General features: G+C 72.9%; 9 protein-coding genes and 1 pseudogene. 1 reads left to right on the forward strand and 9 read right to left on the reverse strand.

The genetic code is table 11. The features are described 5' to 3' along the window. Positions 1 to 310: 310 nt before the first annotated feature. The 9 genes and pseudogenes from AC07BF_RS35995 to AC07BF_RS36035 form a co-directional block, all read right to left on the reverse strand. A complete protein-coding gene (locus AC07BF_RS35995; protein WP_478334489.1) occupies positions 311 to 1,462 on the reverse strand; it encodes a methyltransferase domain-containing protein in 1,152 nt (383 codons plus the stop codon). A gap of 578 nt (positions 1,463 to 2,040) precedes the next feature. Continuing rightward, entirely contained in the window at positions 2,041 to 2,706 is a 666-nt protein-coding gene (locus AC07BF_RS36000) for an HAD family hydrolase (RefSeq protein ID WP_363588810.1), read from the reverse strand. A 269-nt stretch (positions 2,707 to 2,975) separates the two neighbouring features. Next, complete coding sequence (locus AC07BF_RS36005; RefSeq protein ID WP_363633358.1) at positions 2,976 to 3,296, reverse strand: hypothetical protein; 321 nt, start codon at positions 3,294 to 3,296, stop codon at positions 2,976 to 2,978. A 244-nt stretch (positions 3,297 to 3,540) separates the two neighbouring features. Next, positions 3,541 to 11,928, reverse strand: a complete 8,388-nt coding sequence (locus tag AC07BF_RS36010; protein ID WP_478334490.1) for a type I polyketide synthase — start codon at positions 11,926 to 11,928, stop codon at positions 3,541 to 3,543. Between the two features lie 1,093 nt (positions 11,929 to 13,021). After that, positions 13,022 to 14,053 (reverse strand): Rieske 2Fe-2S domain-containing protein, encoded by a 1,032-nt coding sequence (locus tag AC07BF_RS36015; RefSeq protein WP_478334491.1) that lies wholly within the window; start codon positions 14,051 to 14,053, stop codon positions 13,022 to 13,024. 167 nt (positions 14,054 to 14,220) lie between these two features. Beyond that, positions 14,221 to 15,294, reverse strand: a pseudogene (ispG, locus tag AC07BF_RS36020) (flavodoxin-dependent (E)-4-hydroxy-3-methylbut-2-enyl-diphosphate synthase); the annotation flags it as partial. Between the two features lie 52 nt (positions 15,295 to 15,346). Next, positions 15,347 to 16,393 (reverse strand): terpene synthase family protein, encoded by a 1,047-nt coding sequence (locus AC07BF_RS36025; protein WP_478334492.1) that lies wholly within the window; start codon positions 16,391 to 16,393, stop codon positions 15,347 to 15,349. A 330-nt stretch (positions 16,394 to 16,723) separates the two neighbouring features. After that, positions 16,724 to 17,746 (reverse strand): polyprenyl synthetase family protein, encoded by a 1,023-nt coding sequence (locus AC07BF_RS36030; RefSeq protein WP_363588820.1) that lies wholly within the window; start codon positions 17,744 to 17,746, stop codon positions 16,724 to 16,726. Positions 17,747 to 17,992: 246 nt separating this feature from the next. Beyond that, a complete protein-coding gene (locus AC07BF_RS36035; RefSeq protein WP_363588822.1) occupies positions 17,993 to 18,973 on the reverse strand; it encodes a Rieske 2Fe-2S domain-containing protein in 981 nt (326 codons plus the stop codon). Between the two features lie 803 nt (positions 18,974 to 19,776). On the opposite strand from AC07BF_RS36035, the gene AC07BF_RS36040 reads away from it, so the two are divergent. Continuing rightward, complete coding sequence (locus tag AC07BF_RS36040; protein ID WP_400989847.1) at positions 19,777 to 20,082, forward strand: hypothetical protein; 306 nt, start codon at positions 19,777 to 19,779, stop codon at positions 20,080 to 20,082. Positions 20,083 to 20,610: the final 528 nt, after the last annotated feature.

Genomic DNA, 20,610 nt, shown 5'->3' on the forward strand with positions numbered 1-20,610 from the left:
GGGGACAGGATTTGAACCTGCGACCTCTGGGTTATGAGCCCAGCGAGCTACCGAGCTGCTCCACCCCGCGTCGGTAGTACCGACCGTACGGCACCAGACGGCGATCACCTAATCGGTTTCCCGGCAGCCACTTCCGCAGGGCCGCCCTCGCCGGCCAATCCTTCGCGGGGCCCGGCGGAGGCCGCCAGCGAGACCGACCCCGTTCCGAACTGCTGACCCGACCCGGAGCCGATCCCCGCTCTGTGCGAGCGGGGGCGCGGGGAGACAAGCGGTGCCAATCGCTTGGAACCCCACGCCCCCAGCTACCGCTCTACTTGCGGTGCCCCGGGAGGGGATTGCCGGGCTCGTCCAACCATGCAGCCTGTCCGGCAGGTGACACCGTGAGCCCGTACCGCTCGTAGCCGGGGCGTCCGGCGGCCGTCCACTGGGTGTAGGCGGCCTCCGTCTCGTCCCACAGTTGCCGGGGCCCGGACTGGCGGACCTCGAACCGGGATTCCCCGGGCACGGAGTCGACCGTTGCCCAGGACGTGACGGCCGTGTCAAACAGCCACCACGTCCAGCCGCCGTCACCGAACTCGTTCCGCCGGTAGTACACGTCCGGCAGGGCGAGGGCGCAGGCGAATTGCGCGAGCCAGTCGCCCCCGATGGCTTCGGGGTCGAGGCTTGTCCAGGACTGCCCGGAGTCGCCCGGCCATTCACCGGGCAGGTAGTCGTCCACCGGAGCGCCCTGGTAGCGCTGCTGCCGCAGCATCATGAACGCCGCCGATCGGGTGAACGGACCGCTTGCCGTCCCGTCGCCGTCCACCGTGAGCCGCGCAACCGCCCCGCCGCCCAGCAACGGTGAGACGGGGCTGACGATCACCCCGCCCGGCCGGGTTTGTGCTACCCAGGCGGGCGGGATGTCCCGCAGTGACACGGTGGAGATGATCCGGTCGTACGGGGCGCGTACGCCCCACCCGAGCGCACCGTCCCCGCAGACGACTTCGGGGGTGTAGCCGGTCCTGCGAAGTGCGGTGCGGGCTTGCGCGGTGACCTGCGCGTCCACCTCGACGGTGGACACCGTTTCGGCGCCCAGGCGATGCGCCAACAAGGCCGCGTTGTAGCCGGTGCCCGTCCCGATTTCGAGCACCCGATGCCCGGGGACCGCGTCCAGGTCGGACAGCATCTCGGCCACCATGGTGGGCATGGATGCCGACGATGTGGGAGTACGGTGGTCGCCGTCCCCGGCACCGTCGTCCCACTGCGTGACGATCGGCAGGTCGCTGTAGGCGAGCCGCATCCACCGCTCGGGTTCCTTGGTCCGGCTGCACTCGGTGTCGCCGCCGTCCTCGTCCGCCCAGATGGTGTCGGGGAGGAACGCGTGTCGTGGCACGGCCGCCACGGCCGGAGCCCATTCGGTGGGCAGGGAACCGGCGTCGGTGAGCGCCGCCACCAGTGCGGCCCGCTGCTGTTCGGGGGTCAACTCTTCTTGTGCTTCGGTGCCGGGGTCGGTTGCTGGCCGTCCTTCGAGGGGTTCGGGCCGATGGCCGGCGAGCCGGGCTTGGCGTGCCCGCCGCCCCTACCGTCGTTCGGTCCACCCTTGTTCTCGTCTCCCATGGTCAGCGTCCCTTCTCGGTTCGGCTTGTAAGGCCGGTGCTGTTTCCCGCTGCACCCGAGGGCGCAGCAAGTACCTGCCGTGCGGCAGGGGTAGTACCCCGCCCCGGACGGGATGGACCTCAATCAACAGCCCGGGACGGGAGTTCGATAGCCGATCCCCCTGCCCTGCGCGCAGTGTTCATCGGCTCACTTGTGCTGGGAACGGCTGCTCGGCTGGTCCATGGGTGGGGTCGGGCGGGATGTGCGCGGGGGGCGCCGAGGATGTGGCTGCGGGCCCCACGGGCGAGGAGCGCTTGGTCTGCCGTGGGTATTCCGGCGCGGTTCCAGAGGTGTGTCGGAAGGCATGCGACCACTGTCGTGGAACGGCGACGGTCGGTGAACCTGCGCCCTGTACGACTTCCGGAAGTCGTACAGGGCAGTACTCGCATGGCGTGTACGAGTTCTTCAATCCGTCGTCAACCAGGCGCCGGTGGTTGCCTCGTCCGGTGACAGATCGGTGGACCGAGGTGTCTCCAGCTCCAGAAGGCGAGCGACCCGCGAGGCCGTCTCCGGGCCGTTCGCGTGGACCGTGGTGATGCCGAGCGCCTCGGCCGGCGGGAGGTTCCTACGGTGGTCGTCCACGAAGATGCACTCGGGGCCGGCCAGACCCATGCGGTCGAGGGCGCGCTGATAGATCGCCGGTTCCGGCTTGGCTATGCCCTCATCTCCACTGATCACCCGCACGTCGAACAGATCCCACACCCCGGTCTCCACGTAAGGGTTGTACGGAGCGAGGCCGTAAGAGTTCGACAGCAGCGCCACCACGATCCCGGCGTCCCTGGCGGCACGGGCGAGTTCGGCCATGGCGGGAACCGCGCGGACCTCCGCATGCGCGCGTCCCATCAGGTTGTCGGGCCCCACGCCCATGATCGCCGCCGTGCCCCGGTTCCACTCCTCCTGGGACATCCGGCCGAGCTCCAGCTCCACGTAGAGCGCACGGCCGGCCGGATCGTCCTCCAGGGTGCTGCGCCAGGTGTCAGCCGGCAGGCCCTCCCGGGCACACCACGCCCGGGACGACTGGCCGATGGGAGTGGTCATCACTCCCGCGAAGTCGAGGATCAGGCCACGCAAGGTGTTCTCCCGAGGGCCAGGCGAGTCGGACGGTCGGAGAGGTCCCGAGGATCTGGGACAACTTCCGCAGCCGGCTGGTACTGGCTTGGCCGGCCCTCTGGATGATGACACCTGGGATGCCCTGGTGGCGCGACCACTCGGGGTGGGCGGAAAAGCCTCGTTGTCGCATCTGCACGGCACCGTGGGGGCCGCCGGCGCGGGGGACTCGGGTACGGCCGCCGGACCGCCTTGCAGCCGGTCCGGCGGCAGGTGAACGGGTGGGGCGGTGGTCAGGTGATGGCCATGAAACTGCCGACGTTCACGTCCTCCCGGGCCCCGTCCGGGTCCAGCAGGGAAGAGATCCTCGACCGGCAGTTGCGGTCGGTGAACAGCCGGATGGGGCCGCTGGTGAAGTTCACGATCGTGGTGTCGGGGCCGAGGCCGCGGTGGCACTGGCCGGGCACCGGGTCCGTGACCTCCTCCCGTACACCCCCGCGATCCATGATCACGACGCCGGGGGCCGCCGAGGCCGTGGAGGGGCTGACCAGGGACAGGGCGAGGACGCCGGCGGTGACCACGACCGCTGCGCGCGGGCTGGAACGCAGGTGCATGAGGGGACTCCCGTGCTGGGTTCGTCAGGGCATCGACGGGAGCCCGGGAACCCCGCGTCGCGCGGCTTCCCGTGACTCCCGATCACCCGTTACCCCGCCCCGGCACTGCCTCCACCGGGCCGTCCGGCGCTTCACTCGAACGGGGTTCGCCCGCGCACCCGGCGACCGGTGCCGGGGGAGTGGGAAGTCGGACGGGCCGACTTCCCGCTCCCCCGGCTGCACACGCTGATCCGAAAGGCAGGACTTAACCGGTGCGGGCGAGGGAGTCGATCCAGGCGCGGATCGCGGCCACCGTGGTGGCGGCGTCCTCCCGCGCCAGGGAGAGGTGGTCGCCGGGCACCTCGACGCGCTCGTGCGGCAGCGGCCAGGACGTGCGCCAGGAGTCGCCGTCCGCGCGCGCCGCCATCAGCGGGGTCGGCCGCGCGGCGCCGACGAGGAGGGTCGGGGTGTCCACGGGCTCCGGGCGCCAGTCCAGGAAGAGCCCGGTGTAGGCGCCCATGGCCGCGACGGCGGCGTCCTCGTCGCCGGTGGACCCGTCCGCGCACACGTCCACGCCGAGGTGCGGGGCCGGCGGCGCGGCCAGGGCGGTCAGCCAGTCCGTGGAGTGGTTGCCCTGGTGGACGAGATACGTGTCGATCAGCACCTGTCCCAGGGGAGCGGATCCCCTGAGTTCGAGGCGTCGGGTCACGGCGTGCGCGACGGCGCCCCCGGCGGAAGCACCGACCAGGACGACGGGCCGGTTGCCGGCGTGCCGCAGCACCGTCTCGGCGTGGAGGCGGGCGAGCGTCTCCCGGTCGGCCGGAACGGCGTGCCCCGCGCCGATGCCCGGGTGCGGGAACTCCAGGACCTCCAACTCCCCCTCGAAGCAGGCGTGCAGGGCCGCGAACCCGCCGCCCGGGAGGGCGGGGAGCGGGCGGTGGTCGGGGAAGAAGACCACGACCGGGGAGCCGGCGCGGCCCCGGGCCCGGCACAGCGGCGGCACGGCGTGCTCCGCGGCGTCGTCGGCGCCGAACGTCGCGGTGGCCGAGGACGCCGCGATTACCAGGTGCATCGCGGCCGCCGGTCGGCCCTGCTCGCAGAGAGCGCGGTACAGCGCCGCGAGCGTCTGCGCGGGACGGCCGGTGGGCGGTGCGGGCCGGATGCCGGGCCGCACACGCGGTGTGCCGTCGGGCAGGTCCTTGAGCAGGCCATCGGGCAGGTCGTCGAGCAGGTCGAGTACGTGACGGGCGAGGTCCTCGATCGCCGGGTGCTCGAACACGACGGCCGCGGGCAGCCGCAGGCGCAGGGCCGTGCTCAGCCGGCTGCGGAACTGGACGGCCGTCAGGGAGTCGAAGCCGAGCTCGGCCAGGGTCCTGCCGGCGGGGAGGTCCTGCGCGCCGGAGTAGCCGAGCACCGCGGCCACGTCGCCACGCAGCAGTTCCGTGAGCGCGGCCCCGCGCTCCTCGGCGGGCAGCCCGGCCAGCAGCGTGCGCCACGCTCCGGGCTCGGAGCCTTCCCGGGCGCCCGGGGGAGGTTCGGTCGCGCCGCTCTGCGCCTCGGCGGCGGGCCGGCCGTGGCGCGCCAGGTCGCGCAGCGGGGGCGGTAGTTGCCCTGCGGCGGCGCGCAGCGCGGCCCGGTCCAGCAGGACCGGCGCGAGTACGGGGGCTCCTGTCCGCAGTGCCGCGTCGAACAGGGCCAGGCCTTGGGCGGGGGTGAACGCCCGGACCACGTCGTCGGACCTCGCGCGCCCCGCACCCTCGGTCAACTGGGCTGCCATGCCCGCGTCGTGGCCCCACAAGCCCCACGCCAGCGAGACGGCGGGCAGACCGGCGGCGGCCCGGTGCTGGGCGAGCGCGTCCAGGAACGAGTTCGCCGCGGCGTAGTTGCCCTGGCCCGCCCGGCCCAGCACGCCCGAGACCGAGGAGAACAGGACGAAGGCCGACAAGTCCCGGTCGCGGGTCAACTCGTGCAGGTGCCAGGCCGCGTCCGCCTTCGGCCGCAGGACCGCCGCCAGCCGCTCGGGGGACAGCGCGGCCAGCGCTCCGTCGTCGAGGACCCCGGCGGCGTGCACGACGGCGGTCAGCGGGGGATCGCACTGCTCGATCAGCTCGGCGAGCCGGGCCCGGTCGGCCGCGTCGCACGCGACGATCCTGACCTGCGCGCCCCGCTCCGCCAGGCTCGCGCGCAGGGCGTCGGCGCCCGGTGCGTGCGGGCCGCGCCGCCCGGTCAGCAGCAGGTGGCGGACCCCGTAGGCGTCGACCAGGTGCCCGGCCAGGTCCGCGCCCAGCGCTCCGGTGCCGCCGGTGATCAGCACCGTGCCGTCCGGGTCGAAGGCGCCGGAGCGGCGGGGCGGGGCGCTCTCGGCCGGCCAGGGCTCGGGCAGGTGGGCCGCCGCCGGGGCGCCGACCAGCCGTGGCACCGTCGCCCGCCCGGCGCGCAGGGAGAGTTGGGGCTCGCCGCTGGCGGCCGCCGCGGGCAGCAGGCGCAGGGAGGCGGGATCCTCGTCCACGTCGATCAGGACCACGCACCCCGGCAGCTCCGACTGCGCGGTGCGCACCAGCCCCCAGACCGCGGCGCCCGCCAGGTCCGGCGTGGGTGCGGTGGCGTTCCGCGTCACCACCACGAGCCGCGAGCCCGCGGTGGCCGGATCGTCCTGCCAGTCCTGGAGGACCTTGAGCACCCGCGTGGTCAGCAGGTGGACGTCGGCCAGCGGGCCGCGGTCCGTTTCCGAACCGACGGCGGTGAGCGCCAGGTGGCGGGGTAGGGCCGTGGCGTCCGCGTCGGCCGTGGGCGAGGAGGGGCCGTTCGTGGGTGAGGACGGGCCGGCGGCGAGGGGGACGAAGGCGCCGAGGTTCAGCTGGTCCGGCCCGAGGACCGTCCAGCCCGCCGACTGCGGTGCCCCGCTGGGCAGCGCGACGGGGACCCAGTCGGGGCGCAGCAGGGCGCGCTGGGCGATGTCCTGCCCGGGATCGCGGTGCCCGGCCGGAAGTTCCCTGGTGGAGAGGGAGTTGACGCGAGCCACCAGGCGGCCCGCCGGGTCGGTGAGCGTGATCGAGAACGCGCCGTCCTCCGAGGCGGGGCCTGCCTCGCCGACCGGCGCGATCCGCACCCGGACCGTCGACGCCTCGGCGGCGTGCAGGCCCACGCCGCTCCACTGGAACGGCACCCGGGCGCCGCCCGCGTCCGCATCCGGGCCGCTTCCCTGAGCGGACACGGCGAGCATCGAGGCATGCGCGGCGGCGTCCAGGAGCGCGGGGTGGATGCCGTACCGGCCTGCCTCGGCCGTCCACGGCTCGGGCAACCGGACCTCCGCGAACACCTCCGCACCCCGCCGCCACAGCGCGCGCACGCCGCGGAAGGCGGGCCCGTAGGCCAGACCGCGCTCCGCCGCGGCCTCGTAGGCGCCGGCGGGTTCGATCTCCACGGCCCCGGGCGGCGGCCACTGCGTCAGGCCGCGCCCCTCCGGTGCCGTTCCCGGCTCGGGCGTGCGGGCGAGCAGGCCGGTGGCGTGCGGCGTCCAGGCCAGCTCGGCGGGCTCCACCGGTCGCGCGTGGATCTCGACGGACCGCCGGCCGGAGTCGTCCACCGCCCCCACCACGACCTGGACCCGCACCCCCGAGGCGGGCAGGGCCAGCGGCCGCAGCATCACGAGCTCCTCCAGCGTGCCGCAGCCGACCGCGTCGCCCGCGCGCACGGCCATCTCGACGAACGCCGCCCCCGGCACGAGCGGCGCCCCACCGACGACGTGGTCGGCGAGCCACGGCTGGGCACTCGCCGACAGCAGGCCGGAGAGCACCGTGTGCCCGGTGCCCGGCACCTCGAACGGCGGGCCGAGCAGCGGATGCTCGCCGGGGCCCGGGTGGGCCCCCGCCCCGGCCGGGCGCGGCGGGTCCAGCCAGTACCTCCGGCGTTGGAAGGCGTAGGTCGGCAGTTCCACGCGCCGCAGCCCGCGTCGCAGCCCGCGCCGCAGCCCGCGCTCCGCGAACACCGCGGGCCAGTCGACGGCGGCGCCGCGCACGTGGAGCCGGGCCACGGCCGCCAGCAGCGTGTCCGGCTCCCGCTCGCCGTCGCGGGCCGCGAAGGCGAACACCGGGCCGCCGCCGCTCTGCGGGGCCGGGCCGCCGTCCTGGACGGCCGGGCACTCCTGCGCGTACGCGGTGAGCACCGGCTGCGGGCCGAGTTCCAGGAAGCCCCCGACGCCGTTGGCGCCCAGCCACTCCACGGCCTCGGCGAACCGCACGGGAAGCCGCGCGTGCCGCACCCAGTAATCCGCGGAGCCCAGTTCCCCGGGCGCCGCCCGAGATCCCCTCACGGTGGAGACCACCGGGATCCGCGGCGGCCGGAACTCCAGCGTCTCGGCGACGCGGCGGAACTCGTCGAGCACCGGGTCCACGAGCGGCGAGTGGAAACCGTGGCCGACCTTGAGCCACGTGCTGCGGCGGCCGCGGGCCTCGAACCGCGCCGCGACGGCGAGTACCTCGTCCCGCGCGCCGGAGAGCACCACCGCGCGCGGTCCGTTGACCGCGGCGATCGCCACGCGGTCGGCCACGTCCGCGAGTTCGGGCAGGACCTCGTGCTCCGCCGCGTCGAGGGCCACCATCGCCCCGCCGTCGGGCAGCGCCCGCATCAGCCGCCCGCGGGCCGCGACCAGACGGACGGCGTCGGCGAGGTCCAGCACTCCGGCGACGTGCGCGGCCGCCAACTCGCCCACGGAGTGCCCGGCCAGGAAGTCGGCCCGCACGCCCCAGGACTCCACCAGCCGGAAGAGCGCCACCTCGTAGGCGAACAGGGCGGCCTGGGTGAAGTCCGTGCGGTCGAGCAGGGCGTCCGGCGAGCCCGGGTCGGCGCGGATCACCGTGCGCAGCGGCCGGTCGAGTTCGCCGTCCAGCGCGTGGCAGACCTCGTCGAAGGCCGCGGCGAACGCGGGGAACGCCTCCCGCAGTTCCTCGCCCATCCGCGTGCGCTGCGCGCCCTGCCCGGTGAACAGGAAGGCGGTGCGGGTACGCGGGTCGGCCAGGCGCATCAACGACCCGGCGCCGGGCGTGCCGTCGGCGATCGCCCGGAGCCCGGCCAGCATGCGCTCGCGGTCCGCGGCCGGCACCATCGCCCGGTGTGTGAGCGCCGACCGCGACACCGCCAGCGAGAAGCCCACGTCCACCGGCGAGAGGCCCGGCCGGGCCTCGACGTGGTCGGCCAGCCGTCGCGCCTGGGCCCGCAGGGCCGCCTCGTCAGCCCCGCCGACCAGCCACGGCACTGCCGCTGGCGACACCGGCCCCGGCGGCGGCGCGGGTTGCTGGCTCGGGGCGCGGTCGGCGGCGGCCGGCTCCTCGATGATCACGTGCGCGTTGGTGCCGCCGATCCCGAAGGCCGACACACCGGCGCGGCGCGGCCGGCCGGCGGGCGCGGGCCACGGCCGGGCGGCGGTCAGCAGCTCGACCCGGCCCGCGGACCAGTCGACGTGCGGGGTGGGGGCTGCCACGTGCAGGGTCCTGGGCAACTCGCCGTGCCGCATGGCCTGGGCCATCTTGATGATCCCGGCGACTCCGGCGGCGGCCTGGGTGTGTCCGAGGTTGGACTTGACGCTGCCCAGCCACAGCGGGGGATCCTCCGGCCCCCGGCCCCGGCCGTAGCCGGCGAGCAGCGCCCGCGCCTCGACGGGATCACCGAGCGCGGTGCCCGTCCCGTGTGCCTCCACGGCGTCCACCTCGTGCGCGCGCAGCCCGGCGTCCGCCAGCGCCAGCTGGATCAGGCGCTGCTGGGCGCGGCCGTTGGGCGCGGTCAGGCCGTTGGACGCGCCGTCGGAGTTGACGGCGCTGCCGCGCACCACGGCCAGCACCGGGTGTCCGTTGCGGCGCGCGTCGGACAGCTTCTCCAGCAGCAGCACCCCGGCGCCCTCGGCCCAGGCGGTGCCGTCCGCCGTCGCCGAGAACGACTTGCACCGGCCGTCGGGCGCGAGGGCGCGCTGGCGGCTGAACGCGACCAGCGGGTTGGGCGTCGCCATCACCGTGACGCCGCCGGCCAGCGCCAGCGAGCACGCGCCCGAGCGCAGCGCCTGGGCCGCCTGGTGCACGGCGACCAGCGAGGACGAGCACGCCGTGTCGACGGTGATCGCGGGCCCGCGCAGGCCGAACACGTAGGAGAGCCGGCCGGAGGCCACGCTGCCGGCCGAGCCCAGGGCGAGGTGGGCCTCCAGTTCGTGCTCGGTGAAGCGGGAGGCGTAATCGCCGTACATCACGCCGAGGAAGACGCCCGTGTCGCTGTCCCGGACGGACGCCGGGTCGATCCCGGCCCGCTCCCACGCCTCCCAGGTGACTTCCAGCAGCAGCCGCTGCTGCGGGTCCATGGTGAGCGCCTCGCGCGGCGAGATGCCGAACAGGCCCGCGTCGAACTCCGCGGCGCTGTGCAGGAATCCGCCACTGCGCGTGTAGCAGGTGCCGATCCGGTCCGGGTCGGGATCGTAGAGGGCGGCCAGGTCCCAGCCCCGGTCGGTCGGCAGGTCCGAGATCGCGTCCCTGCCCTGAGACACCAACTCCCAGAGCCCTTCGGGGGATTCCACGTCGCCGGGGTAGCGGCAGGCCATGGCGACGATCACCACCGGGTCCCGGTCGTACGGCTCCTCCGGCTCGGCGGTCCGCGGTGCGGGCGCGGGTACGGGTGCGGCGGGCGCGGGTACAACAGGTGCGGCGGGTACGGCGGCGAACAGTTCCGTGTGCAGGTGGCGGGCGACGGCGGCCGGGGTGGGGTGGTCGAAGACCAGCGTCGTCGGCAGGCTCAGCCCGGTCGACGCCGCGAGCCGGTCGATCAGCTCGATGGCGCCGAGCGAGGTCAGCCCGAGGTCCGCGAAGGAACTGTCCGCGAAGGAGCCGTCCACGAACGAGCGGTCCGCAAACGAGCCGTCCGCGTCGAGCCCGCTCTCCGGCGCGCGGCCTCGGACCCGGACCGTCTCGGCGCACACCCTCGCGCACAGCGCGCGTTCCTGCTCCTCCCGGGGCAGCGACAGCAGCCCGCGGTCCAGGGAACCGCCGCCCGGGGCCAGCGCCGCAACCGGGTCGCTGAGCACCGCATGGCGGACGATCTTGCCCGACGGCGTGCGCGGAACGGCCGCGATCTCGCGGACCTCGACGGGGACCTTGTGGTCCGCGAGCTGCGAGCGGCAGACGTCGAGCACCAGCCGCGGGTCCAGGCCCTCCGGGCCGGGCACCACGAAGGCGACCGGGACCTCGCCGAGGACGGCGTGCGGCAGGCCGAGGACCACGGCGTCCCGCACCCCGGGACAGCCCCGCAGGACGTGCTCTACCTCCGTGGGGTGGATGTTCTCGCCGCCCCGGATGATCAGTTCGCTGACCCGGCCGGTGAGGACGAGGTGGCCGTGTTCGGCGCGCCGGCCGAGGTCCCCGGTCCGGTACCAGCCCTCGCGCAGCGCGGCGGCCGTCGCTTCCGGCTGGTCGTGGTAGCCCGTCATGAGATTCGGACCGCTGACCCAGATCTCGCCCTCGCCGCCCGCGAGGACGTCGGCGCCGCTGTCCGGATCGACGACGCGGACCTCGACGCCGGGTACCGGCAGTCCGCAGGACCCGTCGATCCGGGGGCCGTTCGGGCGGGTCACCGCGATCGCGCCGCAGGTCTCGGTGCTGCCGTAGACGTCGAGCAGCGGCGCGCCGAGCGTCTCCTCCACCACCCCGCGCAGCTCGGGCGGACACGGCGCGCCCGCCGTGACGCAGAGCCGCAGCCCGGGCCGCGGCGCGGGGAGCGGGGTGTCCCTCGCCGAGGCCATCAACCGGTGGTACGTCGTGGGGACGCCTGCCAGGAGGGTGAACGGCCCGCCGAGGGCGGCGCTCGGGGTGCGCAGCGTGCGCCACAGGTCGCCGGGCGTCAGGACCTCGCCGGACGTCGGCAGTTCGCCGGCGATCGCGGTGCTCGCGCCGACGGCTGTGGTGCCCAGGATCGCGAGGGAGTGCCCGAAGCTGTGGAACAGCGGCAGCGGCCACAGCAGCCGGTCCTCGGGGGAGAGCCCGAAGACCGGCACGTAGCAGGCCGCCACCGACCACAGTGCGCCGCGCTGCGTGGAGAGCACGCCCTTGGGGCGGTGGGTGGTCCCGGAGGTGTAGAGCAGCCAGGCCGGATCGTCGAGCCCCAGGTCGTCGGGGGCCGCGGGCCCGTCGCTCCCGGTCGAGGCTGCGGCCTCGGCCTCGAAGAGGACGGTGCCGTCGGGGGCGTTCGAGGGGATCGGGCCCGCCCCGGTGAGCACGGTGTGCAGGCCACGGTACGCGGCGCCGAGGCGGTGGAGCTGTGTGAGGTGCGCGGGGTCGGTGATGACGGCCGAGGCACCGCTGTCCCGCAGGTAGTAGTCGAGTTCGTCGTCGGAGGACCGGGGATTGAGCAGGACACCGACCGCCCCCGCCCGCAGCACGGCGAGGCAACCCTCCACCAGCTCCACGCAGTTGCCCAGGCAGAGCGCCACCCGATCGCCGCGCCGGACCCCCGCCCGCGCGAGCGACCCGGCCAGCCGCCCGGTCCGCCGCTCCAACTCGGCGTAGCTGACGCCGCGCGAGAAGTCGTGGAACGCGACCCGGTCCGCCGACCGCTCGGCGTGCCTCTTCAACAACTCCGGCAGCGGCCGCACCAGATCGTCATACCGCAGTTCACCACTCACGCCCCAGCTCCGACCTCTCGCCACTCGCGACCCGCTCCCCCGTCGATGTCCTCCGTACCCACCAGCACGCGGGCACAGACCCAGTCCTGCGGACTCGCCGCAGTTGCGCGCGGCCGCTGAGGACTGCGGCGCTTCTTCTTCGTCCAGGTGGGCGCGTTCGGGTCGGACTGCCGCCAGGCGGCGAGAGCCTGCATGACCGGCTGTTCCATGAACACCTGGTAGGGCGAGCTGGTGGCGGCGGGTCCGGAATGGCCGCGTTCCCCGTGGTCGACTCGCCCGGCGACATCAACGGTGACGGGAACCCGGACCTGATCACCACCGACACCGCCGGCACCCTGCCCACCGGCACCGGTGGGCGCTGCGTCGGCATCAAGGACAACGCCACCGACCTCGGCACCCAGGTGGTCATCAGCGACTGCGTCGGCGCGACCGGCCAGGTCTGGACGCTCCGCGCCGACGGCACCCTCCACAACCCGACCGCCGACCCGCCGACCCGCCGACCCGCCGACCCGCCGACCGCTGCCTCGAACTCCCCAACTGGGCCGACGGCAACGGGACGGCGCTGGGCGTCTGGTCGTGCATCCCCGGCAACGCCAACCAGCGCTGGACCATGTACCCGAACAAGGCCTGATCCCACGACCGTGCCGGGCCCGCGACGCAGCCGACGTCGCGGGCCCCCGCCGTCCCGGAACGACGGGGTGTGGACCCGCGGCCCCTTGACCAGTGTCTACGTATGCGACGGGCACTTGGCCGTTGTTGCTCCGGGGCATGCTCGGAGCATCCCACGTCCCCACGGGCCCTTTTCTTTATTCCGCACGTTTTGCCCGAACCGGCAATCGGCGCGTGTAGGCACCGATGTTGCTGGTTCAAGGTACGGACTGCTTTCGCGTCCGGGTTGAGGCGCGCCGCGAGGCGGGCGGGCCGGGCGGCCCTGGACCTGGACGACGGCGCCGCGCGGCGCGCGGGGAAGGGAGCGTCGGGCGAGCGAGGCGCCGTGGGCGGCGGTGGATGGCTGTCACGTGGTGCCGGTGGTGCCGACGTGGCCCCGAAGTACCGCGGTCGTCTGTGTGCGGCGGGCTGGGGGCGTGGACTGTCAGGAAGGTTCAGGTTTCGGCGTAGCACCCTGTCCCGGTAGGGGCGGCGCGCTGTAGAACTGGCGGGCCCAGCGGCGGTACTCCATGATCGGGCCGTCTCCCCGGCTGAGTCTGGGGTGTTCTACGTACTTCTTGTTGCTCCAGATGTGGAAGTCCTTTGTGACGTCCGTGAGGTAGAACGGCGCTACCGCCTGGGTCAGGATCTGGGACAGGGTTCTGGCTGCCCAATCGGGACAGGCGGAGAACCCGGATGAGCGGACGGACAGCGTGAAGTACGTTTGAACACGAATAGGGTCGATCGGGGTGGCCATGGCCTGGCCCAGGAAATCGGCGCCAAAGCGATCGAGGCGCCCTGTGAGGTGTTGGCACCCGAGGCCGTGTACCACCGCCACGATTTTTGTTTGCACCGACCCGAGGAGAGGGAATGCCCTTTCGAAGGTGACCGGGATGCCGAGGTGGGGTCCATCCGCTTGCAGTGGATTTGCGATCATCGCGTTCTGGAACCCGTGGATGGGCGCGAAGTGCGCAAGGTCGACGGTGTTCTCGAATACATCTTGCGGATGGTCGACCAGGGTGAACGCCCGCCGCGTCGGTGGCGGGAACTCATCCACCGGGAGGGTCGGGACCTGCCAGGTCGGGGCGGAGCCCCCTGCATGGCGCCATACCGAGATGAATCCGTTGACCTCACAGGAAACCCAAGGTTTCAGGGACGCCCGAGGCGGGGTCGACCCGTCGCCGGTCCGGACACATCTCCCCGTCAAGTCATAGGCGAAATGGTGGAAGGGGCAGACGATGTTCTCGCCGTCCACCGAACCCCCGAAGCCGAGATGGGCGCCAAGGTGAGGGCAGTGCGCGTCCACCACTTGCACGGCGCCTGAACGCGTACGATAGGCCACCAGTTCCTCGCCCATGAACTTCCGTCGGATGACCTTTCCACGAGGCAGTTCATCGCTGAAGGCGATGGCGAACCACCCGTCCGGGTAGGGCAGCCGGGGCTGGTGTACCGGGTTCGAGGATTCGTCGATGTCCATCTCGGGCCTTTCTCCATCAGACTGACGGCGGGGGCACTGCTTACCCGCGGCGGATCGTGTTCGCCGTGTCCGCCCCTACGGGCGGCGCCCCGACGGCGCTGAGCCGCTGTTCTGGTTCCCCGGTGGGATTCGTCTGAGCCTTCGGTCAGGCGCGGGGCTTCTTCGATCAGGGCGTCGACGATCCGGTGTTCGGGGACGGTCCGGATGGCGTGGCCTTCGACGAGGACTGGCCTTTGTCGCGTTGCCGCAGGAGACGCCGGGGTCGGCTTCGCGGGCTTCGCCGGGCCGTTGACGACGCAGCCCATGGCGGCGACGCGCAGGGGGTGGGGGAAGTCGTCGAAGGCGGCTTCGACGCGCTGGGCCAGGGTGTGGATGTCGACCTGGAGGCGGCCGCAGCCGGGGCAGGAGACGATCTCCAGCTTGCGGGGGCGCAGTCCCAGGGACTGCAGGATGTGCGCTCCGGCCTTGACCTGGTCGACGGGTGGGGCGGAGAGGGAGACGCGGATGGTGTCGCCGATGCCCTCGGTGAGGAGGACTCCGAAGGCGACGGCGGACTTGATGGAGCCCTGGAGGGCGGTGCCGGCTTCGGTGACGCCGAGGTGGAGGGGGTAGTCGCAGGCCGCTGCGAGGAGGCGGTAGGCGGCGATGACGGTGAGCGGGTCGTGGTGCTTGACGGCGATCTTGATGTCGGTGAAGCCGTGCTCCTCGAAGAGCGAGCACTCCCACAGGGCGGATTCCGCGAGCGCCGCGGGGGTGGCGGAGCCGTGCTTGGCGAGCAGGCGCGGGTCGAGGGAGCCGGCGTTGACGCCGATCCGGATCGGCACGTTCGCTGCCTGGGCGGCGTGGGCGATCTCGCGGACCTTGTCGTCGAACTTTCGGATGTTGCCGGGGTTGACGCGCACGGCGGCGCAGCCGGCGTCGATGGCGGCGAAGACGTAGCGGGGCTGGAAGTGGATGTCGGCGATGACGGGCAGCTTCGACTTGGCGACGATGGCGGGCAGGGCGTCGGCGTCGTCCTGGGAGGGGACGGCGACGCGCACGAGGTCGCAGCCGGCGGCGGTGATCTCGGCGATCTGCCGGAGCGTGGCGTCGACGTCGGCGGTCGGGGTGGTGGTCATGGTCTGGACGGAGATGGGTGCGTCGCCGCCCACGGGGACGGTGCCGACGTGGATCTTCCGGCAGTGGCGGCGTGTTGGGGTGCGCGGCGACGGTTGGGGAAGCCCCAGATCGGTCGAGGCCATGGTCGCTCCTGCGGGCTCGGGCGGGCGGTGCCGGAGGGCGGCGGTGCCGGGTTCAGTGGTTCCACCACCAGGCGATGGAGGGAATGGGCAGGGGGCTGGATTCCAGTCCGGGAGGTTCCTGGCTGACGATGCTGAGGAGTGCGAGGTCGCCGCCGTATCGGGGGTTTCCCGCGTGCCAGTGGATCACGTTGGTGATCATGGTTCCGGTGTCTCGCAGGAACCGGGTCAAAGCGGGGCTGGACCCGATGGCGATGCGGTCCCGAAGGCGCAGGTGGACCACCATGACGCGGTTCCAGAACTCGATGGCCTTCCGGGTGGCGTGCGTGACGTCGAGATCTTGATGCCGCATCAGCGTCATGACGATGTTCTTGTGCGCGTCGCCGCCCCGCAGGTCCTTTTCGATGGAGTAGATGTCGTTGCACCAGGCGAGGAGGATTCCGGCGGACTCGAGCCATGCGCGGGTGGCGGGGGCCTCGAACTCGTGGGCCGGGATCTCCATCCCGTTGTAGATCTCCGATGCCGTGATGTAGGCGGCGAACGCGGTGAGCCACAGGCGCATCACGGGAAGGACCGCGGGCGTTACCTGTCGGCCGGCGAGACGGTGGCAGGTCTCCCACGGGATGGCCATGTGATACGAGGTGTAGCCGGCGGCGAAGCGGGCGTACTGCACGTCGGTGGCACTGTCGCGGAAGTCTTTGATCAGCTCCGCGAAGTGTCGCATGAAGGGGAGGTCGGTCAGGGGCGGTGCGCTCGGATCGTCCACGACGCGCTGCATGGTGCAGCATGCCTCGATGACCTCTTCCAGCGTGGTGAGTTCCTCCAGCCAGTCGTCCACGGCGAAGGCGAGCAGGTACCACTTTCCGCCGAGCTCCAGGCGTTCCTCGATTCCGTCGGGGCTGGAGCAGGCGACGTAAGCGGCGCTTCGGGACCGGAGGAGCGCGTCGCGGGTGTCGGGGTTCGTCGGGATCGGGCAGCTTGCCATCCACCGGGTGGCGCTCTCGTCGATCTCCCGGGCTCGGGGGTGGAGTGAAACCGGGAACGGGCAGTAGAGGGCGGGCGCCTCCGGCTGCGGGTCGGACACCGAGGTGTCAACGGACATGTCGAGGGCCGCCTTTCGGTGGGTAACGGAACCGTGAGCCTTTCCGGGCCCGGGAGGGAGTTGTTCGCAGGTGACGGGTTAGCGGTCGCCTGTGCGGTGCGGACGGCGGTTTCGGGAAGCGGAGCCCCTGAACCGCCTGCCGTCGACGCGTTCCCGCACCGCGGGCTCCCGTCGACGGCGGCATCCGACGTACGCGCCGTCCGGCCGTGTCCGGGTGCGACGTCGAGGAGCGGGGCGTGTTCGCCGCCCGTGTCTCGCCCGGGTCCGGAGCCGTGGGCACACGGCCCCTCCCCTCCCCGGGCCGGTGGTGCGGCAGGGGCCGCGGTCGTGTCAGTGTTCGCGGTGGGTGACCAGGTGGGCGAGGGCGGTGAGTTCGGCGGCGGGCAGGGGCGCGGGGTCGGCGAGGGCGAGGCGGTGGAGGGCGTCGGCGCTGTGGCGTCGGGCGCGGTGCAGGGTCCAGTCCCTGGCACCGCTCTGTTCGATCAGCTTGGCCGCGTGGCGGCATTCCTCCTCGCTGGGGGCCTGTGTTGCGCGGTAGAGGGCGCGCAGGGCCTCGGCTTCCGGGGTGTGGCCGGCCATGGCGGCGGCCACCGGCAGGGAGACCTTGCGCCGTCGCAGGTCCGAGAGGGCGGGTTTGCCGGTGGTCTGTTCGTCGCCCCAGATGCCGAGCAGGTCGTCGGCGCACTGGAAGGCGATGCCCAGGTGTCGGCCGAAGGCCCGCAGATGCTCCGTGCGCTGCGGGTCGGCGCCACCGGCGATGGCGCCCAGCGCGCAAGCGGCGGCGAGGAGTTCGCCGGTCTTGCCCACCGCCACCGCGAGCGCGTGGTCCTCGCTGACGTCGGTGCCGGTCTCCAGGAGCGTGTCGAGGTACTCGCCCTCGATCAGGAGCTGGACGCTTTCCAGGAGTACGGGAATCGTGAGCTCGGCGCGGGGGGCCTGGGTGAGGGTCTGCACGGCGGCGAAGAACAGGGCGTCGCCGGCGAGGATCGCCGCCGGGATCCCCTTGGCCGCCCACAGGGCGGGTCGGTGGCGGCGCATCCGGTCGCGGTCGATGACGTCGTCGTGCAACAGGCTGGCGTTGTGGATCAGTTCCACGGCCACGGCCGCGGGACGGGCGGCCTCCGGGTCGCCGCCGACGGCCCGGCAGGCCAGGAGGGTGAGGGCGGGGCGCAGGGCCTTGCCGTCGCCCTGGTGGTCGAGGTGGGTTCGGTCGTCGGTCCACCAGCCGAAGTGCAGCCCGGCGAGGTGACGGATGTGCGCGGGCAGGCGGTTGACCTGGGTGCGGATCAACGGCCTGACGGTGTGTGCGCTGTACGCCAGGATGTCTTCGCAGTCGCGGGGTTCGTCGGACACCGGGCCTCGCCTTCGGGTGGCAGTGCGTCAGGATCGGGCGAGAGGCGGCGGGCCGGGCCTGAACTCCGGCTGCCTTGAGGAAAGGCCCTGGGCCGAGCGGCGCACGGGGTCCGGGGGGGCGCGGTCGGTCCTTTGGGGCTTGTGCCCCTGGGGCCTTCTGCAAGTTCGTACGACCGCCATCCCTCAGGGGCTCACGTGACAGCACCCAGGCGGAGAAGCCCCCGCTCGCGCTCGAACCCGGGGCGTCTAGTTCCGGGGCTCTTCGACTCCGTCCTGCGGGGAGTAGAACTGCTGGGCCCAGCGCCGGAACTGCATGATCGGGCCGTCCCCTTTCGCGAGCCGCGGATGACTCAGAGGGATCTTGTTCTGCCAGATGTCGAAGTCCCTGCTGGCATCCCAGGCGAACAGGTGAGCGATGCCTGCGCTGGCCAGCGCGTTGGCGGGCCCCGCGAGCCCATGGCGTACGAGCCGCATCGACGCCGCCATGGTGAAGGTGAGCCGCCCGGGGTCGACGGGCGTGGAGAAGACCCAGAAGCGGAAGTGAAGTCCGAGCCTGACGATCTCGACCTCGCTCTGGATGACGCCGAGGCCCTGGGCGATGATCCGACCCGTGGGCGAGAGCAACGAGAACGCCCCGGGCCGGGGGTCAACGCCGCTTCTCTGTACGGTCATTGACACGACTGCGCGGGTCCCGTCGAAGAGTGGTTCGTGGAGGTAGGTCACGGGCACCCCGTGCACCGGACGGAAGTGCCCGAGGTCGAAAGCGTTTTCCAGCACCTCCTGGGGATGGTCCTCCAGGTCCCGGACCACGCAGTACGGAGTGGGGAAGTCCGCCGGCGGCAGAGGCTCGATCTCCCAGGACGGCGCCTGGCCCAGGGCATGGCGCCATACGAAGATGAACCCGTCGATCTCCCGGTGCTCCAGAACCGAGAGCCGGGTCTTCAGCGGGGGCGGCGTTTCGTATCCGGTCTTCACGCACGCCCCGTCGAGGCCGAACTGGAAGTGGTGGAAGGGGCAGCGCAGGTTGTCCCCCTGCACCGTTGCCCCGTGGCCCAGATGAGCCCCCAGGTGAGGGCAGTACGGCCGTACCGCACGCATCGTGCCGCCGGCGGTGCGGTAGAGCACGACGTCCTCACCCATCAGACGGCGGGTGAGGACCTTGCCCGCTTTCAGTTCGTGACTGGCGGCCAGGGCGAACCAGCCATCGGGGTAGGGAAGACGGGGCACAGTCGCCTGCGCCGTCCGCGGTGACGGGTTCCAAGGGGTCACAACGCACCTCGTTCGTCGTTGTGGTGGCGGGCTCCTCTGGGGTGAGGCTGTCCGGGCCGGACCTGGGCGATGCGCGGGGCCATCCGGTGTCGCGGTGGCGGTGCGGGCCCTACCTGGGTCGCGGCACCGGTTCGACTCGGCGGTTGCCGGGCCGGGCACGTCAGGTCCCTGTCGACCGCCCGGGAAGGCGGCCGGTGACGGTTTCTACACCAACAGATGAAGGACCGTCCCGGAACGGCGTGCGGCCCTCGCGTCGGAGCACGGCCCGCTCCGGTTCACGCCCTCGCCCCTCCCCCCTCACGCCTGCCTCCGTGACGCCGCAGGTCGGCGGCTACAGGGACCATTCGGCGGGCCGGGCCGCCCCTGAAGCGCCCTGGCGGGCCGCTGCCGGGCCTGCGGAGCCGGTGGCGACCACCGGGACAGGGGACGGCCCTCGCATCGCCCCACGGTGCAGGCGGCCAGGTGACACCACTCGCCGCCTTCGCGCCACCACACCATGTCGCGGACTTCCTGCGGGTGCCGGGGCGGCGGAAGACGTGTCTCGACCGGCAGAACGGGCGTGTGTACGGCGCCATCGGCGCGGGCGTCCGGGGCTCGTTGCCTCCCGAGCCCCCGCACTCGGGGTTGCCGCCGACGTACGGACTGGCGTGCACTCAAGGGGCTGAACGCTTCCCGCCCGAACGTCGGCCACCGGGACGCAGGATGACGGGCGATCAGGCCTTCTCGCATGCTCGCACCCCAGCAGGGAGGAACACCCCCTCATGAGTGAGCCCCGGCAACTGCGCGGCATCATCCGGTCTCTGCGTACCATCGTCGACGACGTCAAGGAGATCGTCGACGGACTTATCGAACGCGCGGCGGAGCTGGAGTGCAACCTCCGGGATGCCGTCATCGACCTGCTGAAGGAGAACACGGGGAGCGGGCCCACCGGTGACACCCCCGCTCGCCCCGTGGACGAGACGGCGGAACTGGCCGGCCTTCGGGCGGAACTGGCCGGCCTTCGGGCGGAACTGGCCACCCTGCGGGAAGAGCTCACCCGCCTGACCAGGACGTCGCCGGGTACGTGACTGACCCGGAGAACCGCGAAGCCGACGACGGTGACGGTGTGTCCGGTCCGTCGCCGGACGTGGAGCATCGCCTGATCCGGGCGCAGGACGGGATTCTGGCGGACTCGCTCACCGGTCGGCAGGTCGCCTTGGCGGAGCTGGCCGACGATGTATGCAGCGGGCCGCCGGGCCCAGGACGGCGGCGGCGGCGGAGAGTGCACCTACCAGGTCCTGGTCCAGGTCCTCCTGGCCACGCTCGCGTCCGGGCCGGAGGCGGGCGCGCTGCCGGGGGTTGCGGGGCTGCTGTCCGCCGCGGCCCGCGGCAGCTCTACCCGCTGGCCGAACGACGTGGGACACGGACAGGGGGCGAGCGAAGCGGAGTTCGGTAGCCGGGCAGGACCGGCCCGGCCCTCCCCCCTTTTGCTCGACGCGCTGTTCCCGGTATCGGCCCGTACGTGGCCGCCCTGTCTCTGGAGGCTGTGTGTCCGCTCGTGCGCTCTACGTCTCGGGGGTCCTGGGGCGTCTGCTCGCCGACGAGTTGCGGCGCCC

The organism is Kitasatospora sp. NPDC043950 (genome assembly GCF_056435345.1).

Bases quoted from the DNA above. Each gene is read 5' to 3' on its own strand.
- AC07BF_RS36040 (WP_400989847.1), top strand. From the start codon at position 19,777: ATGAGTGAGCCCCGGCAACTGCGCGGCATCATCCGGTCTCTGCGTACC.
- AC07BF_RS36005 (WP_363633358.1), bottom strand. From the start codon at position 3,296: ATGCACCTGCGTTCCAGCCCGCGCGCAGCGGTCGTGGTCACCGCCGGC.
- AC07BF_RS36025 (WP_478334492.1), bottom strand. From the start codon at position 16,393: ATGTCCGTTGACACCTCGGTGTCCGACCCGCAGCCGGAGGCGCCCGCC.
- AC07BF_RS36015 (WP_478334491.1), bottom strand. From the start codon at position 14,053: ATGGACATCGACGAATCCTCGAACCCGGTACACCAGCCCCGGCTGCCC.